This is a genomic window from Rhizobium sp. NXC14, from assembly GCF_002117485.1.
Classification (GTDB): Bacteria; Pseudomonadota; Alphaproteobacteria; order Rhizobiales; family Rhizobiaceae; genus Rhizobium.
This window is the reverse complement of the sequence record NZ_CP021033.1, coordinates 491,447-512,820: the sequence shown is the minus strand read 5'-3', so window position 1 is coordinate 512,820 and position 21,374 is coordinate 491,447. Positions and strand designations below refer to the sequence as shown.

Sequence of the window (21,374 nt, the reverse complement as noted above, 5' to 3'; positions counted from 1 at the left end):
GTGCTTAGGGGCGCGCGCACGCGATGCCCGTGATCGAACGGACGCCGCTTCCGCTCAGGAGCTGGAAGCGGCGCGGCGGCCTCACTTGACGTTCTTGACGAACTCGGTCGTGTAGGTCTTGGAAAGGTCGATCTGCTTGCCCTTGACGTTCTTGGAAAACTCCGAGAGCACGGCAAGCACGGTCTGCGGACCGTCTTCCGGCATCACGCCGTCGGGCGTGAACATGCCCTTGCCCTCTTGGAGAGCCTTGACGTAGCCGTCCTTGTCGCCGACGTAAAAATCCTTCGGCATCTTGTCCGCGATCTCGGCGGCGGAATGCGTATTGATGTATTTCAGCGTCTTGACGAAGGCGTTGGCGAGTTTTTGTGCCTCGTCCTTATGTTCCTCGACCCAGGACGTTTCCATGTAGAGCGAGGCCGCCGGATAGGTGCCGCCGAGCGCCTTCCGGGTCGCTTCGACCGTGCGCATGTCGACGAGAACGCTCGCTTCGCCTGTCTTGATCATGCGCGAGATCGTCGGCTCCGTCGTCATGCCGGCCTGGATCTGATCCTGCTGCATGGCGGCGATGAAGGTGCCGCCGGCGCCGACCGGAACGGTAACGACGTCGCCGGGCTTGAGGCCGGCCTTGGAGGCCATGAAGAGGGTGAGGAAGTTGGTGGAGGAGCCGAGGCCGGTGACGCCGAGGCTTTTGCCCTTGAAGTCGGTCGGCGACTTGATCTCGGGGTGCTTGTTCGAAACCATCTCGACCTCGCCCGGCGCCTGGCTGAACTGGACGATGGATTCGACGAACTTGCCCTTGGCCTGGAGGTCAACACAGTGGTCATAGAAGCCGACGACACCCTGGACGGCGCCTGCCAACAGCTGGTTTTCGGCATCGACGCCGGCTGCTTCGTTCAGCAGTTCGACGTCGAGACCCTCATCCTTGAAGTATCCGAGGGATTCGGCGAGCTTGGCGGGCAGATAGATCTGCTTTTCATAGCCGCCGACCATGATGGTGATCTTGTCAGCCGCGCTGGCGGCGCTCGCCGTGAATGATGCTGCAGTAAGAAGCGTGGAAAAAGCGACGGTGTGAAAAAGGCTGCGTGAAGAACGCATTAATATCTCCTCCTGGTGGTTTGCACGCATCGTCGTCTCGTCACCTTGACCGTGTCTCCTCCACGATGCAGCCCTTTCCTAAGACGTCGAAGCTTTCAACTAGCTTTCAGCCGCAGTCCAAACATCACGCCGATTCGGGTACGCATGGGTTTTACAATAAACGCGGCTGGGCAACGGGTCAGCAGATTTGCGCGCAGCGGGTGGGATGGCGGTTGGTTGGAGATGTTGAAACAGTTGCAGCTTTTTGCGCCGGCCTTAGCTGGTAAAGCTTCGCGGATCCTTGAGCAGGTTGCGATATCTTGCCTGGCTGCCGACCAGATGCTCGCGCATGGCATTGCGGGCGGCCTGATCGTCCAACCGCTTTTCCTTCTCGACTGCTTTGCCAATGAAAATTCGGCATTGTATTTCTGACGACCTCAACGTTGCGTCAGCCTGCCGGCAAGCCTCAGTCGGACGCCATGATCTACAGTTCTGGATGCAATCTAAATTAATCGCAATGATTATAGATGATTGATGATGAGGAGTTTTCGGTGGAGACTAAAGTTCTGACGGCCCATGTTCCATTGCCGCTTGCGCAGAAGGTCGATCAGCTCGCATCTCGGCTCGAACGTTCGCGGGGCTGGATCGTCAAGCAGGCCCTGACTGCATGGATTGACCAGGAAGAGGAGCGCCGGCGTTTGACGCTTGAGGCGTTGGCCGACGTGAATAGCGGCAAAGTTGTCGATCACCAGTCTGTTCAAGCCTGGGCCGATAGTCTCGATACCGACGCGCCGATTTCATTCCCCTGGTGATCGAAGTCAAGTGGACGAGCAAAGCGGTCTCGGACATCGTCCGCTTAAACGACTTTCTCTCCCCGGTCGACCGACGCCCCGCGGCCCGAACTGTACAGGCACTGACGGCAGCCCCCGCACGGCTGCTCGAACAGCCGCGTCTCGGCGAACGGCTTGAGGAGTTCGATCCTCGTGAGGTCCGCCGCATTCTCGTTGGCCGTTATGAGCTACCCTACGAAATCCAGCAGTCGACGATCTACGTATTGCGGCTTTGGCATACGCGTGAGGATCGGTAGAAGCCCTTACAGCCGCCTTGTCGACTCCCCGCGCACGAATCTCGGCGTCAGGATGAAATCCTGCGGCGGCTCGGCGGCGGCTTCGGGGCTTGCGATCCTGGCCAGCAGGCGCTGTGCCGCCAATTGGCCGAGCTTCTGAGCATCCTGCACGACCATGGTGATGCGGGGCGTGATGACGTTGCTCCAAGGCACGTCGTCGACCATTGCCAGCGAGACGTCGTCGGGGCAGCGAAAGCCCATTTCCTGCATCACCTGCAGGGTTGCCAGCCCGGTCATGTTGTTGGCGCCGATAATGGCGGTCGGCCGGTCGCGGCGGGTGAGCAGGCGCATCGCCTGCGTATGGCCGCCGCTCCTGGTATAGCCGCCCTCGACCACGAGCGACGGGTCGACGTCGACGCCGGCGCCGGCCATCGTGTCCACGAAGCCCTTCAGGCGCTCGTCGGCGGTGTGCAGGCCGCTCGGGCCGGAGATGAAGGCGATGCGCCGATGGCCGAGTTGCAGCAGGTGCTCGGTCAGGATCGTCGTCGTCAGCCGATTGTCGGAGCCGACGAAGTCGCGCTCGGCGCCCTCCACCTTCTGGTCGAACATCACGATCGGCGTCTTGAAGGCGCGCAGGAAGGTTGCGTATTCCTCGCCGCGTCCGTTTGCCGCCAAGGCGATGCCTGCGATCTTCTGCGCCTGCAGCCGCTCCAGAAGCGCCCGTTCGAGATCGGCCCGGCCGGAGGAGTCGGCGATCAGCACGAAATAGCCGTGGTCGAGCGCCTGATGTTCGATCTCGCGGCGGATGTCGCCGAAGAACATGTTGCTGAGATTGGCCGACACGAAACCAATGAGCGAGCTGCGCCCCCGCGCCAGCGTCTGGGCCACGGGGTCGATGCGGTAGCCAGTCGAGGTTATCGCCTGCTGGATGCGGTCGAGCGTCTCGGCTCCGACCCGCCTCGGGCTGTTGAGCGCGAGCGAGACGGTCGAGATCGAAACCCCCGCCAGGCGCGCGACATCTCGTATGGTCGTCATGTGTGTCGAACCGGTTCTACAGCTTTCTTTTGTCATATTTTATTCGTCTATGCAACAGAACACGGCGAAATGCATGTTCTGACGGGCAAATTGCTAAGGGATTTACGAGTTGTGAATTCTAGCTTGACAGAGGCTGGATCAAGGAGGATGTTCACTCACCGAACCGGTTCGACATGAAGTTGAGCCCGGAAAAACAGGGAGGAGAATCCTGTGACGAGTTCGGAGCGCCAGCCGGAAAATTCGATGCCGGGAGCGGGTAAGCATGCCTGGTTCAGTCATGACCGCCTCGGCATGTTCATCCATTGGGGGCTTTATGCTCTTGGAGCGCGGCATGAGTGGTTGAAAAACCGCGAAGAGCTCACCGACGATCACTACCAACGCTATTTCGACAATTTCGATCCCGATCTTTACGATCCCAAGGAGTGGGCGCGCCGCGCGCGTCTCGCTGGGATGAAATATGTCGTGGTGACGACCAAGCATCACGAGGGTTTCTGCCTGTGGGACAGCAAGGTCACCGACTACAAGGCGCCAAACACGCCCTGCGGCAGGGATCTGCTGACGCCGCTCGTCGAGGCCTTCCGCGCAGAAGGATTGAAGATCGGCTTCTACTATTCGCTGCTCGACTGGCACCATCCGGATTTTCCAATCGACGTCCACCACCCCTTGCGCAATCATCCGCAAGCCGAGTCGCTGAATGCCGGCCGCAACATCGCCAATTACGCTGCCTATATGCGCGAGCAGGTGCGCGAGCTTCTGACCGACTTCGGCCGCGTCGACATCATCTGGTTCGATTTCAGCTATCCCCGCCGCGAGTATCGCGGCTTGCCCGGCAAGGGGCGCGCCGACTGGGAGAGCGAGAAGTTGCTGGAGCTGGTGCGCGAGCTGCAGCCGGAAATCATCGTCAACAACCGTCTTGATCTGCCACCGGGCAAGCTGCCCGACATCACAACGCCGGAACAATACACGCCGCGCGTGGCGCCTGCCATCGCCAGCCAGGGAGTGCTCTGGGAAGCCTGCCACACCTTCAGCGGTTCCTGGGGCTATCACCGTGACGAGGATAGCTGGAAGAGCCCGGAACAGATCATCCAGTTGCTGATCGATTCCGTCTCGCTCGGCGGTAACCTGCTGATGAATGTCGGCCCGACCGGCCGCGGCACTTTCGATGCCCGCGCCATCGAGGCGCTCGAGGTCTACCAGCGCTGGATGGAGGTCAATGCGCGCTCCATCTATGGCGCCGGCCCGTCCGAACTTCCGGTGCCGGCCGGCTGCCGCTACACGCAGCGCGGCAACCGCCTCTATCTGCATGTCTATAACTGGCCTTATCGCCACATCCATATCGAAGGCCTCGCCGACAGGATCGCTTATGCGCAGTTCCTGCACGACGCCAGCGAGGTGCGCTGGCTCAGCCAGACGAAGGAAGTGGATTCCAATATCGGCGTGATGGTGCCGGAGGGCATGATCACACTCGAACTGCCGGTCCGGCGACCTGACGTTACCGTCCCGGTGATCGAGATCATCCTCAAGGCGTGAACTCGGTCGCATTCGCGTGTTCATTGCGTCATGGAGGGAGGAGAAACCCATGAAGGTTCTGAAGAAAACGCTTTTGCTTGCCGCAATCGGCGGCAGCCTCTTTGCTACAGCAGCATCGGCCGAGCAGATCAACCTGACCTGGCAGATGTGGAGCGGTTCCGATGCCGACACCAAGGGCTGGCAGCACCTGGCCGAAATGGTGACCGCCAAATATCCCGATATCAAGGTAACGCTGACGACGACGGGCTGGGTCGACTACTGGACCAGGCTGCCGGTGCTGGCTGCATCCGGTCAGCTCGCCGACATCGTTTCCATGCAGTCGCTGCGCATGCCGAATTTCTATTCGCTGCTCGAACCTTTGAACGACCGGATCGCGGCCGACAAGTTCGATGTCGGCGCCTTCACGCCCTCCATCATCGGCGGCATGTCCGTCGACAAGCAGCTCTACGGCCTGCCCTATGACGTCGGTCCATGGGTCATCTACTATAACCAGGATGCGCTGGAAGCCGCCGGCATTCCGCTGCCGAAGCCGGGCTGGACACTCGCCGAATTCACCGACGCCGCAAAGAAACTCACCAAGGACGGCAAATACGGTTTCGGCATCACGCCCCAGAACTATTCGGTCCTCGCCTCGGCCTGGGGCGACAAATATGTCAATGATTCAGGAGAACTCGACCTTACCAATCAGAGCGCCATCGGCGCTGCCGACAGGGTGATCGGCTTTGCCGCAAAGGACAAGATCGCGCCGCTGGTGCCATCGAGCGCCGATGCCGGAACGGTCATCCAGGGCCGGTTCAATTCGGGCAATGTCGCCATGTATATCGACGGTCCCTGGTCGATCATCGGCATGAAGGACAAAGCCAGGTTCAAGATCGGCCTCACCACCCTGCCCCGCGAGAACGACAAGGACCTTGCCGCGGTCACGGCCGGCTCCGGTTTCGGCATTGCCACGACGAGCAAGAACAAGGATGCGGCCTGGAAGGCGATCCAGGTGCTGACGAGCCCCGAAGCGCTGCAATATCTCGCTGAACAGGGCCGTGCGCTGCCCGCCCGCACGGCCTCGCAATCCTCCTGGTACAAGGTGGCGGCCAAGGACATCACCAATGGCGGCGAGGCGCTCGATTATTCGCTTGCGCATTCGGTGCCCTATGCGATCACCAACAATTGGGCGGCGGTGGAAAACCTGTTCAACCAGTATTTTCCGCCCGCCTTTGGCGGCAGCGCCGACGCCAAGCAGACGATGGAAACCATCCAGAGCCTCGCGCAGCAATAGAGCGTGTCGCGCTAGAGCTCGGCGGCGGGAGCTGCCCCGCATGGAGGAAAAGATGTCGGAAAGCGCCGTTGCCGAAATCGGCCTGCGACCCGCTCAGCCCAGGCGCTTGCTGAAGCCCGAGACGCAGACGGCCATGCTGTTCCTGCTGCCGAGTTTCCTTGGCTTCATGATCTTCATGGCGCTGCCGATCCTGGCGTCGCTTGCGCTGTCCTTCACCAACTGGCAGCTGCTGACGACGCCGTCCTTCGTCGGCTTTCAGAACTATATCAAGCTCTTCACCGTCGATCCCGCCTTCTACACGATATTGGGCAATACGCTGTTCTTCGCCGTCGAATATCTGGCCGTGAATATCATCGTGTCGCTGACGCTGGCGGTCTGGATATCGAGCCTCAAGCGCGGCAAGGCGATCTTCCGGGTGATCTTCTTCCTGCCGACCTTTACCCCGACGATCGCAGCCTCCGTGGTGTGGCTGCTGATCTTTACGCCGGACGGGCTCGCCGACAGCGTCATCCGGTGGCTCGGCCTCGGCCTGCCGAATTTCCTGCTGAGTTCCAGCTGGGCGATGCAGGCGGTCGTGCTCGTCACGCTCTGGGCCAATGTCGGCTACAACGTGGTGATGTTCAACGCTGCGCTCGACCTGGTGCCGAAACACTATCTCGAAGCGGCGATGATCGACGGGGCGGGTCCGTGGCGGCGCTTCTGGCGCATCCGCCTGCCGCTCATCTCGCCGACGGTGTTCTTCGCCACCGTCATGACGGCCATTACATCGCTCCAGGTCTTCGACGAGATTTTCGCCATGACGCGCGGCGGCCCGGGCTCGGCGACGGCGACCCTCGGCTTCGCCATCTACCAGAAGGGCTTCACCAATTTCCAGATGGGTTATGCCTCGGCGCTTGCCTGGGTGATGTTCGTCATGATCATGGGCCTCACCATCCTGCAGTTCCACATGCAGCGCAAATGGGTGCATTATGACGACTGAAGCGACCTCACGGCATCCGCATTCCCAGTCCCAGAGCCGGCATCGCATCCTGCGGCGGATCGGCACCTTCATCAGCTATGCAGGCCTGTCGCTGATCGCGCTGCTCTTCCTCTTCCCCTTCTTCTGGATGGTGTCGAACGCGGTGCGCTCCAATACCGAGGTGCTGGCCGTGCCGGTCCGCATCCTGCCGGAGGAATATCAGTGGGGCAATTTCGTCGAGGCGCTGGTTTCGCTGCCCTTCGGCACGTTCCTGATGAATTCCTTCATCGTCGCCTGCGGCGTGACCGGGATCGTACTCGTGGTTTCCTGCCTTTCCGCCTATGCGTTTGCACGCTTGCGGTTCCCCGGACGGGAAGTGCTGCTGCTCACCTATCTCAGCACTCTGATGATCCCGCAGGTGATGCTGGTCATCCCGCTCTTTCTCGTCGTCAGCAAGCTCGGCTGGATCAACACCTATCACGGCATGATTCTGCCGGTCGCCTTCTCGTCTTTCGGCACCTTCCTGCTGCGGCAGTTCATCCTCGGCATTCCCAAGGATCTCGACGAGGCGGCGATGATGGACGGGGCGTCGCGCCTGCGCATCCTGATCACGGTCATCGTGCCGCTCGCCATGCCGGCGATCGGCCTGCTCTCGCTCTTCACCTTCATCGCGCAGTGGAAGAGCTTCCTTTGGCCGCTGATCGCCACCAGCGGCCTCGACAAGGCAACGCTGCCGCTCGGGCTCACTCTGTTCCAGACGCAGCAGGGCACCTCCTGGAACTACATCATGGCCGGCGCGACGATATCCATGGTTCCGGGCGTCGTTCTCGCGATCGTGCTGCAGAGGGTGATCTACAGGGGCATCACCGTCGGCTCCGGCTTCGGCGGGCGCTGAAGTGAAAACAATGACTTGATGCCGTCGCATCAAGTTCGGCTTGATCCGCCCAAGTCCAGCCGCTTGGCGACTTAAGATCGTGCGTTAATTTCTCGCTTCGGGGCGAAAAGTAAAATTTAACCAAGATTTGAAATAACGCATTCCAAATCCGGATTGCGCAGGGGAATTCATGAAGACGGCTACGCTTGCATCCATCGCCCTGGCGATGTCGGTCACTGTTGCGAATGCGCAGACGATCGGCGTTTCGATGTCCGATCTCGACAAATTCAGGACGGCGCTTCTCAACGGCGTCGTCAATCACGGCGAGACGATCTCCGGCCTCAAGCTCGTCACCGAAAACGCCAAGGGTGATAACGAGCTGCAGAAGAAGCAGGTCCAGAAGCTCATTGCCGACAAGGTCGATGCGATCATCCTGGCCGTTTCCGACGGCGACCTCGGGCCGCAGATGACCAAGATGGCGGCGGATGCCGGCATCCCGCTTGTCTACATCAACAACGTCCCTTCAAACCTGCTCGATCTCCCCGAAAATCAGGTGGTGGTCGCCTCCAATGAGAAGGAATCCGGCACGCTGGAGACGAAGCAGGTCTGCGCGCTTCTGAAGGGCAAGGGCCGCGTCGTCGTGCTGATGGGCGAGCCCTTCCACGCAGCCGCCCGCGCCCGCACCCAGGACATATCGGATGTCATCGCAACGCCTGAGTGCAAGGGTCTTGAGATCGTCGAGCGGCAGGCGGCCTATTGGTCGCGTGATTATGCCGACCAGCAGATGCAGGAATGGCTTTCGGCGGGCGTCAAGTTCGACGCCGTGATCGCCAACAATGACGAGATGGCGCTCGGCGCGATCCGCGCCATGAAGAAGGCCGGCATGCCGATGAAGGATGTCGTTGTCGCCGGCGTCGACGCGACCGACGATGCGCTAGCCGCGATGGTGGCCGGCGATCTCGACGTGACCATTCTCCAGAGCGCTGTCGGACAAGGTGCCGCGGCGGTCGACGCCGCCGTGAAGCTCGTCAACAAGGAGAAGGTGCCGCGCGAAAACAACGTTCCCTTCGAACTCGTCACACCTGAGAACATCTCCACATACCTGCCGAAGAGCCAGTGAGCATAAGAGGCCTATAATGTTGCATTTCTGGAATAAATTCGGCATCCGAGCGCAGATCACTTCCGGCTTCGTGCCGTTGATCCTTCTGATGAGCCTGCTCACCGTCAGCGCGATCTCCGGCATGAACGGGCTTGCCGCCATCTTCGCCTCCTATCGCGCCACGGCAGGCCAGAGCCTCGCCATCTCGGACTACAGCGACCAGCTGCACGAGATCCAGATGTCGGCCGAAGCCTTCCGCTCGACGCCGACGCAGGCTGTTGTCGACAGTTTCCGTGCCGGCGTGAAGGCTTTCGAGGCGGACGATCCGCGTTTTGTCGGCAATAAGGAGCTGCAGTCCGGCCTAGCGATGATCCGCCAGGATATCGCTGCCTACGGCAAGGCCTTCGAACAGATCGTCGCCCTTCAGGCCCGGCGCGACCTGCTGATCTCCAAGGTCACCGAATTCGGCCCTTGGACCAGCATCGCGCTCAACGACGTCATGCGCAGCGCCTGGCGCCAGAACGATGTCGCCCTGCTGCACATGACGGCAGAAACGCTGGAAGCCCTGAACCGCAGCCTCTATTTCTCCGAGCGCTTCGTGCATTCGGACGATTTTGCCGCCTATGACACGGCGCAGGCAGCGCTTGTCCAGGCGGTGGCGCTGAATGACGCCGCCGCCAAGGCCGCCAAGAACGAGCTGCAGAAGAAGCGTTTGATGGGCGCCGGCCAGCTCATGCAGAATTACACCGCGCGCCTCGGCGACATGAAGGAGGTGCTGCAGACCTCCGGCAATATCCGCCAGACGCAGCTCAACGTTTTGGCGCCGAAGATCGCAGGCGAGTTCAAGGACCTGCAGGCGACCGTGACAGGCGCGCAGAAGAACCTCGACGGCTCGGTCGAAGCAACAGTTGCCTCGGCCACCAGCACGACGCTTGTCATCAGCGGCCTGTTGATCGTCATCGGCCTCGTGCTTTCCTATTTCGTCGGTCGCCTGATTTCCTCAGCGGTGCGCGGCATCGCACAGTCCATGGAACAGCTTGCCCGCGGCGACGATGCCATCGTGATCACGGGCGTCGAGCACCGGCACGAACTCGGCGCCATGGCGCGTTCGCTGAAGGTGTTCCAGGAGACCGGCCGCGCCAAGCTGATCGCCGAAGCCAATGCCGAGCGAGCGCGTCTGGCGGCCGAAGAAGAGCGGCTGCGCCAGGAAGCCGAGCGTCTCAGCGATGCGCAGGTGATGGAACATGCCTTCCACCAGATTTCGATTGGGCTTGATGCGCTCTCGAAGGGGGATCTCTCGGTCCGCGTCGGTGAAGTCGACCATCGCTATGTCCGAATCCGTGATCACTTCAACAGCTCGGTCGCGAGCCTTGAAGAAGCGGTCGACTCGGTCATCCGCGCGGTCACCACCATCCGCTCCGGCCTTGCCGAAATCTCCACCGCTTCCAACGATCTTGCCCGCCGCACAGAGCAGCAGGCGGCTTCGCTGGAGGAAACCGTTGCAGCCCTCGGCGACGTCACCCGCGGCGTCAACGGAACGGCCGAGGGCGCCAGCCGCGCCCAGGCGGTAGTGGCAACCGCCCGCACCAACGCTGAAAAGGGCGGCGAGATCGTCTCCCGCGCCATCGCTGCGATGACGGAAATCCAGAATTCGTCGTCGAAGATCGGCAACATCATCAGCGTCATCGATGAGATCGCCTTCCAGACCAACCTGCTGGCGCTGAATGCCGGCGTCGAGGCTGCGCGAGCCGGTGAAGCGGGCAAAGGCTTTGCCGTCGTCGCTCAGGAAGTGCGCGAGCTCGCGCAGCGTTCGGCCAATGCGGCAAGGGAGATCAAGGAACTGATCTCCACCTCGTCGATGCAGGTCAAGACAGGCGTCGATCTCGTCGGCGAATCCGGCGTCTCGCTCGAACAGATCGTCGAGCAGGTGACCGCGATGAATGCGACCGTCGCTGAGATCGCGGTGGCCGCCCGCGAGCAGGCCACCAGCCTGCGCGAGGTTTCGGCCGCCGGCGACCAGATGGACAAGGTCACGCAGCAGAACGCCGCGATGGTCGAAGAGACCACGGCCGCGGCCCAGAGCCTGACGCAGGAAACCGAGAGCCTTGCCGAATTGCTGCGGCGGTTCAGGACGCGCGGCGGCCGGGCGACAGAGCATCGGCACTACGCAATGGCGTCCTGACCGTCCGTCTGCACGAACGCTTGACCTTTCCCGCCGGAGCAAACCGGCGGGAAAGGGTGAAGTTCATGGAAAGGCGAAAACTCAAGCTGACTTAAGGTCATGATCCTGAAGACGGCGCTGGGTTAGGCGACGCAGATGTCTGCGACCGCGACCTTCTGGAAGAGGTGCGGTGACGCGATTGCCGACGACGGATAGGCTGAGCTCTTGGCTCTGAACTCGGGATGGATAAAGGCGGCCCGGAAATGCGCGTTCGATTCCCAGACGGCGTAATTGAAGTAGGTCGGGTTTTCGCCGACTGCGCGATGCAGCTGCGTGGAGATGAAGCCGGGCTGGCGCTTCATGAAGGCGGCGTCGGCCTGCCAGACCTCGAGGAATCTGGCCTCGTCCGCCTTGTCGAGAGTGAAAAGATTGATGAGCACGACCGGGGAGGCTTCGAGCTCGATTTGCCGGTTGATCGGGAAGGCGGGGTCCATCGGACGAATGTGTGACATGACTTGCTCCATTCTATATGGTTCTATGGTGTCAATTCGACATGATGGAAACATAATTAATTGACACTATGATGTCAATTAAACCGCATGGTGCCAAATGGCTGAACCCGAACGAACCGCCGCCGGATCTGCGTTGACCGCTCTCGTCCTTGACCTGTTCAGACTGAACAACCGGATGCTGACATCAGGAGACAAGCTCGTCGCCAGTCTCGGGCTGACGAGTGCGCGCTGGCATGTTCTCGGTACAATCGCAGCCTCGGAACGTCCGCAGCCAGTCGCCTGGCTTGCGCGCGACATGGGAGCCAACCGCCAGAACGTGCAGCGCATCGTCAACGATCTGGAGAAGGAGGGGCTCGTCGCTTTTGCAGCCAACCCCCATCACCGGCGGGCGCAGCTCGTCGTGCTGACGGAAAAGGGACGAGACACCCAGAAGGCGGCCATGCGCCTCCAAGCTCCATGGGCGAGTGGTCTCGCTGACGGCCTCGAGGTTGTGGAGATCGAGACGACGCACCGCGTCATTAAAACGCTTCTTCACAAGCTGGAAGGAAGCGAAGAGGTTGGTGAAGAGGCCTAAGGTCGGTCTGCGGCAGGCTGTGTGCCCGACGCGGCTTCAGTGGCTTCCGTGTACCGCGCTATGCGGTGCGCCGGCGATGCTCCGGCGAACGTGGCGAACGGCGGTCCAGACGGCAAAGAGCACCAAAGGGATGGCTGCGAGCACGGCGAGCTTGGTCATATGCGGATCGACGCCCAGTTCGGAAATGCTTTCGAGACAGATCTTGGCAAGGCCAACGGTATAATACGTGATGGCAATGACCGAGAAGCCTTCGACCGCCTGCTGGATATGCACCTGGATGCGCGCCCTCTCTTCCATGGAGGTGAGCAGAGAAGCATTCTGATCCTCGAGCTGAACCTGCACGGTGGTTCTGAGCAGATCGCCGGCGAGACTGACCCGTTCGGCGAGCTCATCGAGGCGGCGCTCTGCGGCATGCACGGAACGAACAGCCGGCTGAAAGCGCCGTCCGATGAAGGTGCCGATCCGCTGGCGCTGCTCGACGCGTTCCTCGCGCAGCTCCGAGACCCGGCTGGCGACGATCTCGGCATAGGCTTTCGTCGCTCCGAAGCGGTGGCGCGCCAGCGCAGAGAAGTTGAGGACGTCGGAAGAGAGCCTTGTCACTTCGGAAAGCAGCGCCTTGTCAACTTTTACGGCGCTTTGCATGTGCGTGATCAGGAGATCGAGGCGCCGGTCGAAGGCCGACAGCTGGGAGATCGTCTCGCGCGCCATCGGCATCGCCAGCATCGCCATCATCCTGTATGTCTCGATTTCGAGGACGCGCCGGACCATCCGGCCGGTGCGATAGGCGTTGAGATTGCGGTTGAAGAACAGGAATTCGACGAAGCCGCTGTCGCTGAGGCGGAAATTCGAATGTACTTCGGCATCGCCGCCGCCGACCTTGGAGGCGACATAGTCGAGCATGGGTTTTTCGAGAGCCAGTCCGTCCTTCTCGTCGCGAACCAGCACCCGGACGGCGGCGATCACCTTTCCGTTGATCCTGTCGCAGCTGGCCCTGAAAGCCTCGGGCGGATGACTACCAGGCGCAGAGGCTGCAGGTGTGACAAAGGTGAGGGTGAGGAACTCGGTATGCGCCTCCCATTTTAGCCGGCCGTCGCCAAAGCGGCCGATGCCGTGGTTGCCTCCGAGAGTGGTCGAGACGTCCTCCAATCCCGGCAGGGAAACCGGCAGCGGAGGCGAGCCGTTGTCGCCGACGATGGCGACATGCCAGACATCGGTGTCGCCATCGAAGTAAAGCGACGGCCGCGCATGCAGTTCGTCATGCAACTCCCTGCGCAGCGGATGCTCGGAACCGATCGGCATGGGAATGCACCTCTAGATGGTAGACGGATCGACGGCTGACGTGACCGGGATTGCCGGCGTTTTGAACTGACTACCAGGCCTATAGCCTCTCTCACGGCACGTGTCACGACGACTTCTCCGCCGAATGTGTAAGACTGCCTGAATATACTTGATCGGGCGGCAATACTCTGGAACTTGCTCCGCTGTACGGTAACGGCGGTCCGGCGCGATGCCGGTGACAATCCGATCTCTTTCGCGATCAACGGATCGGCCGAAGGATCAGCCGAAGCATGGCCAAAAAACGATCAGCCACGGCCCGTTGCGAGGTCGTGGCTGATGCGGCGCGCAATCTGTGGGAGACAGGCGCGGCCGGTTACTTGTTGGCGGCGAGCGTCACGTTGATCTTGTCGACGTCTGCGCTCATCGCCTTGAAAGTGTCTTCGAGAGAAAGCTCGCCGACGATCAGCTGGCTCATCCGCTGGACGATCAGCTGATAGATGGCGCCCGATCCCTTGAGGCGTTCCAGATCGCGGGCGGCCTGTGGCGCGCTGTCGCGGGCCGCGAGGAAAACGGCCATGGCTTCCTTGGCGTTCTTGCTGTCGAGCTTGTACTGCGGATCCTTGATGTCGGCGCCGGTCAGGATGACGTAATTTTCGGCGATTTCACGCTGCACCTTTTCAGAGCCGAGGAACTCGATGAACGAGGCGACGGCCTGCGGATACTTGGTGCGCTTGAAGCCGACGATTGCCGTGCCGCCGGGCATTGCATAGCAGCCGGCATCGCCGCAAGGCGCGCTGATCGCCGTCCACTCGAAGCCGTCGCCGATCTTCTTCTGGAACGGATTGACCATCCAGTTGCCGGCCAGATAGGTCACGACATTGCCATTGACGAATTCGTCACCCATGTTCTTGTACTGGGTTCCGCCGGCCGCACCCCACATTTCCTTGGGGAAGGAGCCGTCCTTCGTCCAGTTGTAGAGATCGGTGATATAGCGCTTGGCGGCATCGTCGGGGAATGAGAACTTGCCGTCCTTGACGTAGTTCGAGCCGTAGGAGAAGGCAGCACCCGAGAAGCGGTGGCCGGAGCGGTCCATCGTGAAGGGAATCTGGGCGCCGGTCGCCTTGGCGACGCGCGCGGAAGCCTCGACGATTTCCTTCAGCGTGGCGGTTGGCTTCGGAAGGGGTTCATTCGCCTGTTCGAAGAGCGTCTTGTTGACGAAGGGCAGGTTGAAGGTCTGTGACGCGACGTAGCCGTTGATCGAATTCGGATCGTTGACGCCGGGGAAGCGAAGCGTGTTCAGGCTGTCGCCGTGCAGCTTGGCGAAGCCGTCCGGATCCTTCATCAGCGGGCGCATGTCGAGGTAATAGGGCGCCAGCTGCCAATCGGTGATCTTGGCAACGTCGGGCCCTTCGCCGATGGCAAGCTGCACCGGCAGCTGTTTGGCGACGGCATCATAGCCCGACGAAACGAAATTCACCTTGATGTCGGGATGCGCCGCCTCGAATTCCTTGCTCAGTGCTTCCATCCGCTCGACGTAAGCCTGGTCGTCGTCGGTGAAGAGAAAGGTGATCGTCTGGGTTTCCGCCATGGCGACGCTCGACCAGGCGAAGGAAACGGTGGCCAGCGCCAGTGCGAAAGCCCCTGAGAGATAGGTTTTCATTTTCATCCTCCCATGAAAACATTTTCATCAATCGCGGCCTCAGCCATCGATAAGTGAATTTCATATACTTGACATTCCTCCCGTCAAGCTATTTTCTGGCGCTGCTGCGATGTTTTGAGGGTTTCTTGAAGACGCCGCACACAAATGAAGTAATGAAAATATTTTCATAAGATTGCGGAGGAGGCGATCTGTGCAGGCGGAAAGCGTCAAGCAACCCGACGACATGGCGCCAGCCTATGGCGTTGCCAAAGGCGAGACGATAACGGCATGGGCCGTGTCCGGCCTCATCGCCGACTATTTTCCCGGCGAGCCGGCTCCTGCCGAAGATCGCGTGAACTATCGTTTCATCAACGGTTTCGTCGATGTCGGCGACCTGCCTTGCCGGAAGGCCTTCTGGTCGACCATGGTGGGGCGGCCGCTTCTGCCCGACGCGTCCTGGCCGACCACAAGCCTTCATCTCCCCGGCTCGAACCGCCGCGTCGAGTTCACCAGCTTCTGGCATGTGCCGACGCATGTCAGGAAATGGCTGAAGGGCACGTTCAGGACAGAGGCACCGCGCACGCTCAATCTGGCGCTGAAGACCTGCGGCGGGGTGCGCATATGGGTGAACGGGCAGGAGGCGGTGCGCTTCGAGCCCTTCAAGCGCAATGTCGAGAGCGCGACTGAGATCAGCTTGCAGCTCGAAGCCGGCGACAACGAGGTTCTCGTCCACACCGAAGATCTTGCCGAGCGCGACACGACCTGGTTCTTCGAACTTGAAATGCTGGATGAGGAACCACTCACGGTGCTGCTGCCGGTGGCGCTCGACCAGGATGAGGTTCGCGAGCTGGAGGGCCTTGTGCGCGGCGTTCGCCCGGCCCATGACGTCTTCGTCAATCAGCCTGTGGAAATCATCTTCGACACCGCGCCCGAGCGCGACCTGCCGGTGGAGATCAAGGTCGTCGGCCATGGTCACGAACGGCCGCTCCTCGCCCATGTGCATTTGATCCTGCATCCGCAGCAGAACCGGTTGATCGCCGAGGATATCTGCGCCATTGCGGACGGTTATCACGGCATTCACATGACGATCGGCTCCGGACCGGGCTCGGTCACCCGCGTCATCGACGCTGCCTTCATGAGCGCCATTTCTCCATTGCCGGCCGAGGCATCGCTTTCCGCCCGCAAACGCCAGGCGCTGCAATACAGCGCCCGCTTCGGCGCCAACCGCGCCGGTCGTCTCATTGCGATGATGGAAACCGGCTACGAAGACCGGGAGAGCTTCGAGCGCATCGTCAATGCCACGCTTGCCTCCATCGATGCGCGTGAGGACTGCTCGGATTTCATCATGGTGCCGCTGCTCTGGCTGCTCGGCGCCTACGGCGACCGGATGCCCAGGGCGACGGTCGACCGCATCCGCCATTCCGTTCTCACCTATCGCTACTGGGTCGACGAGCCGGGCAACGATGCGATGTGGTTCTGGAGCGAGAACCACGTGCTCTGCTTCCACACGAGCCAGCTTCTGGCCGGGCTTCTTCTGCCCGACGAGGTCTTTTCCGCTTCGGGCCGAACCGGGCGGCAGCAGGCGGCGCTCGCCGTCGAGCGCCTCGGGCGCTGGTTCGACAGCGTCGAAGCCCATGGTCTCGCGGAGTGGAACTCGGCCGCCTACTACCCGATCGATTTCATCGGCCTGCTGGCGCTCGAGCGCTGGGCCGAGAGCGGGATTGCCGACCGCGCCCGCGGCCAGATCGATCTCATCTTCCGCATGATCGCCCTTCACACGCTCGCCGGCGTTCCCGCGGGATCGCAGGGCCGTGCCTACGACAAGGAACTGCGCGCCGGCCCGCTGACGGAGTTGGCGCCCTTCGCCCAGGTCGCCTTCGGAACGGGCTGGCTGAACAACGGTGTGGCTGCTTTGACCATGTTCTGCGCCGGCGATTATGAGCCGCCGGCCGATCTTGCCGAGCTTGCCGCACTTCCGCGAGGACGAAGCGTCGAGGCGCGCTATAGCCAGGGGCTCGAGAGCGGAAAGCTCGTGCTGTTCAAGAACGAGGCCGCGCAGCTTTCGACGGTGGTCGACCACAAGACCGGCCGCAAGGGGCATCAGCAGCATGTTCTCGACATCAGGCTGGCCGGCCACCCGATGGCAAGGCTCTGGGTCAACCATCCCGGTGAAGACGATCCCTGGGGCAATCAAAGACCGTCCTATTGGGCCGGCAACGGCATCCTGCCGCGCGTCGCCCAGCATCGCGACGTCGCGCTTTTGATCGAAGATACGGGTGACGCGCGGCATGCCTGGACGCACGCCTATGTCGGCCGCGACGGTCTCGACGATCTCATTATTGAAGGCAAGTGGCTGGTCGCCCGATCGGGCAGGGGATTTGCCGCCCTCTGGGCGTCGAACGGCCTGGAACTGATCACCGATGGCCCGACCGCCGATCGTGAGGTGCGCTCGTACGGACCGCTCTGCGGCTGGGGAGCCATCATATCATCCGGCAATGACGATGCCTTCAAGGCTTTCATCGAGCGTCTGTGCCAGACGACGGTTTCATTCGATCCCACGCTTCGGCGTCTTTCCCTGACGCCGCCGGGCGGACCGGCGATCGCTCTTTCCTATGCCGACGGTCTTTCGATCGCCGGTAAGCCCCGGCCGTTCACGCATGATCAGCCAGATCCGATCCTCACCCACGATAGCGCCGTGTCCCAAGCCGGCACTGACGGGCCCTTCTACTCCTGAAACATAGGTTTCCAGCATGAACACAGCATCTGCCGACATCGCCGCCCTCCAGACGACGATCGATCGCGTGGCGACGGCTTTCAGCCGGCTCAAGGGCATCAAGGAAGGTCTCGTGACGGACAATGCCGCCTCCGGCATCCAGTTCGACGAATGGGACTGGGAAGTCGGCGTCGGCCTTTATGGATTCCTCCGGCGTGCGATTTCCGCCAATGACCAGAAAGCGCTCGAGGAGCTCGTTGCCTGGTACAGCGCCCAGATCGAACGCGGTATTCCGCCACGCCAGATCAACAGCACGGCGCCGATGCTGCCGCTCGCAATCCTCGTCCAGCACATCGACCGTCCGGATTTCCGCGCCCTCGTCGAAGACTGGGCCGAATGGCTGATCAAGGAATTGCCGAAGACCGAGGATGGCGGCTTCCAGCACGTCGTCAAGGAGCGTCTCAACGACGGCGAATTGTGGGACGACACACTGTTCATGGCCTGCCTCTTCCTTGCCCAGGCCGGCGTCCTCTGCGAGCGCAATGACTGGATCGACGAGGCCGTCTATCAGTTCATCATCCACACCCGCTATCTCTCCGATCCGGTGAGCGGCCTCTGGTATCACGGCTGGACCTTCAACGGCCGGCATAATTTCGCCAACGCCTTCTGGGCGCGGGGCAATGCCTGGATCACCGTTGCGATCCCCGAGCTCTTCGATCTCGTGCCGACGCTCGGCGAGAAGGATCGGCGTTTCCTCTCGAACGTCCTCGTGAGCCAGGTGCGCACGCTGAAGGCTTGCCAGCGGCCTGATGGCATGTTCACGACGCTTCTGGACGATCCGTCCTCGCCGCTCGAAACCTCGGCAACGGCGGGTATTGCCTATGGCATATTGCGCGCCATCGATGCCGGCATCCTCGACAAGAGCGACAAGGTCTATGCAGAGCGTGCGCTCAAGGCCGTGCTGGCACAGATCGATGACGAAGGTGTCGTCCACGGCGTTTCGGACGGCACGCCCATGGGCCGCGATCTCGATTTCTACCGGCGCATCCCGAACCTGCCGACGCCTTACGGCCAGGCGCTGACCATGCTGCTTCTGACCGAAGTCTTTATCGAGAGTGGCCGCCGCCAATGAGTGCTCCTTCCCTCGTCGCGATTGAGCCGCTCGACAGCGACAATACCGACCGTCTGCAGGCGGCGATCGACCGTCTGTCGGCTTCCGGCGGCGGGCGCCTGGAACTCCTGGCGGGCATCCACCTCTGCAGGGGGCTCCGGCTGCGATCCGGCGTCGATCTGCACCTGGCCGCCGGTGCGATCCTGCGTCCCATTCCCGATTATGCCGCTTATGCGCATACGACGGTTTCGGTGATCGCGGAAAAGTCGGATCGCGGCATGATCGTGGCGAGCGATGCGCGGCGGATCAGCCTGACGGGAAAAGGACGCATCGAAGCCGGTTGCGAGAACTTCATCATTGGCGACGACGAGACGGTGGGAACTTTCATTCCTGCCGAATTCCGTCCTCGCGTCGTCGTCTTCGAAGGCTGCGACGAGGTCGAGATCAGTTCCGTCACCATCAGCCGCTCGCCGATGTGGACGCTGCATTTCGTCGATTGCACCGATGTCGCGGTCCGAAACGTCACCATCGAAAACGACCGTCGCCTACCCAATACGGATGGCATCGTGCTCGACGCCTGCCGCGGCGCCGTCATCGAGGATTGCAGCATATCGACGGCCGATGACGGCATATGCCTGAAGACGAGCATCGGCCCTGAAGGTCTGGCGATTGGCCGGTGCGAGAACATTCTCGTGCGCCGCTGCTCCGTTCAGAGCTTGAGCTGCGCGCTGAAGATCGGCACGGAAACACATGGCGATGTCACCAATGTTCTGTTCGAGGATTGCAGCGTCTCGTCCTCTAGCCGGGCGCTCGGCATATTCTCCCGCGACGGCGGCCGGATCTCGAATGTGAGGTTTTCCCGAATATCGGTAGAGTGCCGCGAAACGCCGGATGGTTTCTGGGGTTCTGGGGAGGCGCTGACCGTCAATGTCGTCGACCGTATCGCTGAACGCCCTGCGGGCGCCATCGAAAATCTCATCGTCGAAGATGTGACCGGCCGGATGGAAGGCGCGATCACCATCATTGCGGCAGCGCCGTCAGGCATCCGGAACGTGTCGTTGACCCGTATCGCCGTCGATCAGCAGCCCGGAGAGCTCGGCACCGGGCGGACCTACGACCTGCGCCCGACGAATGCCGACCTCGCGCCGAGGGCCGATGGCGGCGGGCGTGCCAATGCCTGGACCCGCGGTTCGGACGGGCGGGTGATCGGCCTGCAGGACTATCCCCGGGGGATGCCGGCCGTCTATGTGGTCGATGTCGCCGGAATCTTGATGAAAGAGGTGCGGATCACGAGGCCGACACCATTGCCGCAAGGCTGGAACGAAAACGACGTCGTCTTCGAAACGGCGGCACCTGATGGGAGTGGGGCATGGCAGAACTGAAACTTTCCACCGTCAACAAGTCATATGGCGCCGTCAAAATCCTGCATGACGTCGAACTCGACATCAAGGACGGCGAGTTCGTCGTCTTCGTCGGTCCGTCGGGGTGCGGCAAGTCCACTCTATTGCGGGTCATCGCGGGCCTTGAGGAGGTGACTTCGGGCGCAATCGCGATCGGTGGCCGCGACGTCAGCGCGCTGTCGCCGGCCGAGCGCAAAATCGCGATGGTCTTCCAGTCCTATGCGCTCTATCCGCATATGAGCGTACGCAAGAATCTTGCTTTCGGCCTAGAAAATCTGAAGTTCAAGCGTGCCGAAATCGAGGCGCGCATTGCCGAGGCGGCCAGAATGCTGGCGATCGAACCTTATCTCGACCGGCGTCCGAAGCAGCTTTCCGGCGGCCAGCGCCAGCGTGTAGCGATCGGACGGGCGATCGTACGCGAGCCCGACATCTTCCTCTTCGACGAACCGCTGTCGAACCTCGATGCGGCCCTGCGCGTCCAGACCCGCGCCGAGATCACCAAGCTCCATCGCGACATCAAGACGACGATGATCTATGTCACTCACGACCAGGTCGAGGCGATGACCATGGCCGACAAGATCGTCGTTTTGCGCGCGGGTCGGGTTGAGCAGGTCGGCGCACCGCTGGAGCTCTTCGATCATCCGCGCAATCTCTTCGTCGCCGGATTCCTCGGCTCGCCGCGCATGAATATCATCAAGGGCAAGGTCTCGGGCGTCGGCGAAAGCGGCGTCGTCGTCGATGTCGGCAACGGAGGCACGATCGTCAGCAATGTCGATCCCGCCGGCGTTGCGGTCGGTCAGTCGGTTATTGCCGGTATCCGGCCTGCGCATTTCACCCGATCCAGCGAGCGGGGCCTGCCATTCGTCGCTGAGTATCACGAAGGGCTCGGGACCGAGACTTATGTCTATGGCAGTCTCGCGGGGCAGGACGATCAAATCATCATCCATGAAGCCGGCCATTTCGCGCCGGTCTCGGGCGAACGGATCATGATCGACGCCGATCCAGCCCGCGTTCATCTGTTCGATCCCGAAAGCAGCCTAGCCTTCGGCAGACGGTCAGGGCAGGGGAGGCGCTGAG

General features: G+C 61.5%; 18 protein-coding genes and 1 pseudogene. 13 read left to right on the top strand and 6 right to left on the bottom strand.

From position 1 onward, the window contains the following. Positions 1 to 81 precede the first annotated feature (81 nt). Positions 82 to 1,095, bottom strand: coding sequence for an ABC transporter substrate-binding protein (locus NXC14_RS30420; RefSeq protein ID WP_085781724.1), 1,014 nt, complete (start codon positions 1,093 to 1,095; stop codon positions 82 to 84). Between the two features lie 255 nt (positions 1,096 to 1,350). Next, positions 1,351 to 1,455: pseudogene (locus tag NXC14_RS33780) on the bottom strand (GntR family transcriptional regulator); the annotation flags it as partial. A gap of 146 nt (positions 1,456 to 1,601) precedes the next feature. Between NXC14_RS33780 and NXC14_RS30415 the strand changes: the two are divergent. Further along, positions 1,602 to 1,886, top strand: a complete 285-nt coding sequence (locus NXC14_RS30415) for a ribbon-helix-helix domain-containing protein (protein ID WP_245362233.1) — start codon at positions 1,602 to 1,604, stop codon at positions 1,884 to 1,886. After that, positions 1,886 to 2,161: a type II toxin-antitoxin system RelE/ParE family toxin gene (locus NXC14_RS30410; protein WP_085782063.1), complete on the top strand. Its 276-nt coding sequence runs from the start codon at positions 1,886 to 1,888 to the stop codon at positions 2,159 to 2,161. The genes NXC14_RS30415 and NXC14_RS30410 overlap by 1 nt, the downstream gene beginning before the upstream one ends. Positions 2,162 to 2,167: 6 nt before the next feature. Here the strand turns inward: NXC14_RS30410 and NXC14_RS30405 are convergent, their stop codons facing one another. Continuing rightward, positions 2,168 to 3,175, bottom strand: coding sequence for a LacI family DNA-binding transcriptional regulator (locus tag NXC14_RS30405; protein WP_085781723.1), 1,008 nt, complete (start codon positions 3,173 to 3,175; stop codon positions 2,168 to 2,170). A 210-nt stretch (positions 3,176 to 3,385) separates the two neighbouring features. Between NXC14_RS30405 and NXC14_RS30400 the strand changes: the two genes are divergently transcribed. The 6 genes from NXC14_RS30400 to NXC14_RS30375 all read left to right on the top strand — a co-directional run bounded on the left by NXC14_RS30400 (position 3,386) and on the right by NXC14_RS30375 (position 11,091). After that, complete coding sequence (locus NXC14_RS30400) at positions 3,386 to 4,705, top strand: alpha-L-fucosidase (RefSeq protein WP_085781722.1); 1,320 nt, start codon at positions 3,386 to 3,388, stop codon at positions 4,703 to 4,705. Between the two features lie 49 nt (positions 4,706 to 4,754). Then, on the top strand, positions 4,755 to 5,978 hold the full coding sequence (locus NXC14_RS30395; protein ID WP_085781721.1) for a sugar ABC transporter substrate-binding protein: 1,224 nt from the start codon (positions 4,755 to 4,757) through the stop codon (positions 5,976 to 5,978). Positions 5,979 to 6,030: 52 nt separating this feature from the next. After that, the gene (locus tag NXC14_RS30390) at positions 6,031 to 6,957 is read left to right on the top strand and encodes a sugar ABC transporter permease (protein WP_085782062.1); all 927 of its coding nucleotides are present in this window, start codon (positions 6,031 to 6,033) and stop codon (positions 6,955 to 6,957) included. After that, positions 6,947 to 7,831: a carbohydrate ABC transporter permease gene (locus NXC14_RS30385; protein ID WP_085781720.1), complete on the top strand. Its 885-nt coding sequence runs from the start codon at positions 6,947 to 6,949 to the stop codon at positions 7,829 to 7,831. The genes NXC14_RS30390 and NXC14_RS30385 overlap by 11 nt, the downstream gene beginning before the upstream one ends. 169 nt (positions 7,832 to 8,000) lie before the next feature. Then, positions 8,001 to 8,930, top strand: a complete 930-nt coding sequence (locus tag NXC14_RS30380; protein ID WP_085781719.1) for a substrate-binding domain-containing protein — start codon at positions 8,001 to 8,003, stop codon at positions 8,928 to 8,930. A gap of 16 nt (positions 8,931 to 8,946) precedes the next feature. Further along, a complete protein-coding gene (locus NXC14_RS30375) occupies positions 8,947 to 11,091 on the top strand; it encodes a methyl-accepting chemotaxis protein (RefSeq protein WP_085781718.1) in 2,145 nt (714 codons plus the stop codon). A 122-nt stretch (positions 11,092 to 11,213) separates the two neighbouring features. On the opposite strand, the gene NXC14_RS30370 is transcribed toward NXC14_RS30375, so the two are convergent. Next, positions 11,214 to 11,582 (bottom strand): antibiotic biosynthesis monooxygenase family protein, encoded by a 369-nt coding sequence (locus NXC14_RS30370; RefSeq protein WP_085781717.1) that lies wholly within the window; start codon positions 11,580 to 11,582, stop codon positions 11,214 to 11,216. Between the two features lie 97 nt (positions 11,583 to 11,679). On the opposite strand from NXC14_RS30370, the gene NXC14_RS30365 reads away from it, so the two are divergent. After that, a complete protein-coding gene (locus tag NXC14_RS30365; RefSeq protein ID WP_085781716.1) occupies positions 11,680 to 12,156 on the top strand; it encodes a MarR family winged helix-turn-helix transcriptional regulator in 477 nt (158 codons plus the stop codon). A gap of 36 nt (positions 12,157 to 12,192) precedes the next feature. On the opposite strand, the gene NXC14_RS30360 is transcribed toward NXC14_RS30365, so the two are convergent. Beyond that, complete coding sequence (locus tag NXC14_RS30360) at positions 12,193 to 13,455, bottom strand: DUF3422 domain-containing protein (protein WP_085781715.1); 1,263 nt, start codon at positions 13,453 to 13,455, stop codon at positions 12,193 to 12,195. Positions 13,456 to 13,807: 352 nt separating this feature from the next. Then, a complete protein-coding gene (locus NXC14_RS30355) occupies positions 13,808 to 15,094 on the bottom strand; it encodes an ABC transporter substrate-binding protein (protein ID WP_085781714.1) in 1,287 nt (428 codons plus the stop codon). Positions 15,095 to 15,284: 190 nt separating this feature from the next. Between NXC14_RS30355 and NXC14_RS30350 the strand changes: the two genes are divergently transcribed. From NXC14_RS30350 to ugpC, 4 genes are read left to right on the top strand one after another with little or no spacing between them, the layout of a single operon-like run. Then, positions 15,285 to 17,807 carry a hypothetical protein gene (locus NXC14_RS30350; RefSeq protein WP_085781713.1) on the top strand — a complete coding sequence of 841 codons (2,523 nt, stop codon included), beginning with the start codon at positions 15,285 to 15,287 and terminating at the stop codon, positions 17,805 to 17,807. Between the two features lie 16 nt (positions 17,808 to 17,823). Further along, positions 17,824 to 18,918 (top strand): glycoside hydrolase family 88 protein, encoded by a 1,095-nt coding sequence (locus NXC14_RS30345; RefSeq protein ID WP_085781712.1) that lies wholly within the window; start codon positions 17,824 to 17,826, stop codon positions 18,916 to 18,918. After that, a complete protein-coding gene (locus NXC14_RS30340; RefSeq protein WP_085781711.1) occupies positions 18,915 to 20,279 on the top strand; it encodes a glycoside hydrolase family 28 protein in 1,365 nt (454 codons plus the stop codon). Before NXC14_RS30345 ends, NXC14_RS30340 begins: the two co-directional genes overlap by 4 nt. After that, the gene (gene ugpC / locus NXC14_RS30335) at positions 20,267 to 21,373 is read left to right on the top strand and encodes a sn-glycerol-3-phosphate ABC transporter ATP-binding protein UgpC (protein ID WP_085781710.1); all 1,107 of its coding nucleotides are present in this window, start codon (positions 20,267 to 20,269) and stop codon (positions 21,371 to 21,373) included. The genes NXC14_RS30340 and ugpC overlap by 13 nt, the downstream gene beginning before the upstream one ends. The last annotated feature ends 1 nt before the right edge of the window (position 21,374 follow it).

What these genes read in the sequence shown, in the direction of transcription:
- NXC14_RS30385 (WP_085781720.1), top strand. Translation starts at nt 6,947, where the DNA reads ATGACGACTGAAGCGACCTCACGGCATCCGCATTCCCAGTCCCAGAGC.
- NXC14_RS30370 (WP_085781717.1), bottom strand. Translation starts at nt 11,582, where the DNA reads ATGTCACACATTCGTCCGATGGACCCCGCCTTCCCGATCAACCGGCAA.
- ugpC (WP_085781710.1), top strand. Translation starts at nt 20,267, where the DNA reads ATGGCAGAACTGAAACTTTCCACCGTCAACAAGTCATATGGCGCCGTC.
- NXC14_RS30415 (WP_245362233.1), top strand. Translation starts at nt 1,602, where the DNA reads ATGATTGATGATGAGGAGTTTTCGGTGGAGACTAAAGTTCTGACGGCC.
- NXC14_RS30345 (WP_085781712.1), top strand. Translation starts at nt 17,824, where the DNA reads ATGAACACAGCATCTGCCGACATCGCCGCCCTCCAGACGACGATCGAT.
- NXC14_RS30360 (WP_085781715.1), bottom strand. Translation starts at nt 13,455, where the DNA reads ATGCCGATCGGTTCCGAGCATCCGCTGCGCAGGGAGTTGCATGACGAA.
- NXC14_RS30390 (WP_085782062.1), top strand. Translation starts at nt 6,031, where the DNA reads ATGTCGGAAAGCGCCGTTGCCGAAATCGGCCTGCGACCCGCTCAGCCC.
- NXC14_RS30375 (WP_085781718.1), top strand. Translation starts at nt 8,947, where the DNA reads ATGTTGCATTTCTGGAATAAATTCGGCATCCGAGCGCAGATCACTTCC.
- NXC14_RS30355 (WP_085781714.1), bottom strand. Translation starts at nt 15,094, where the DNA reads ATGAAAACCTATCTCTCAGGGGCTTTCGCACTGGCGCTGGCCACCGTT.
- NXC14_RS30405 (WP_085781723.1), bottom strand. Translation starts at nt 3,175, where the DNA reads ATGACGACCATACGAGATGTCGCGCGCCTGGCGGGGGTTTCGATCTCG.
- NXC14_RS30380 (WP_085781719.1), top strand. Translation starts at nt 8,001, where the DNA reads ATGAAGACGGCTACGCTTGCATCCATCGCCCTGGCGATGTCGGTCACT.
- NXC14_RS30420 (WP_085781724.1), bottom strand. Translation starts at nt 1,095, where the DNA reads ATGCGTTCTTCACGCAGCCTTTTTCACACCGTCGCTTTTTCCACGCTT.
- NXC14_RS30395 (WP_085781721.1), top strand. Translation starts at nt 4,755, where the DNA reads ATGAAGGTTCTGAAGAAAACGCTTTTGCTTGCCGCAATCGGCGGCAGC.
- NXC14_RS30365 (WP_085781716.1), top strand. Translation starts at nt 11,680, where the DNA reads ATGGCTGAACCCGAACGAACCGCCGCCGGATCTGCGTTGACCGCTCTC.
- NXC14_RS30340 (WP_085781711.1), top strand. Translation starts at nt 18,915, where the DNA reads ATGAGTGCTCCTTCCCTCGTCGCGATTGAGCCGCTCGACAGCGACAAT.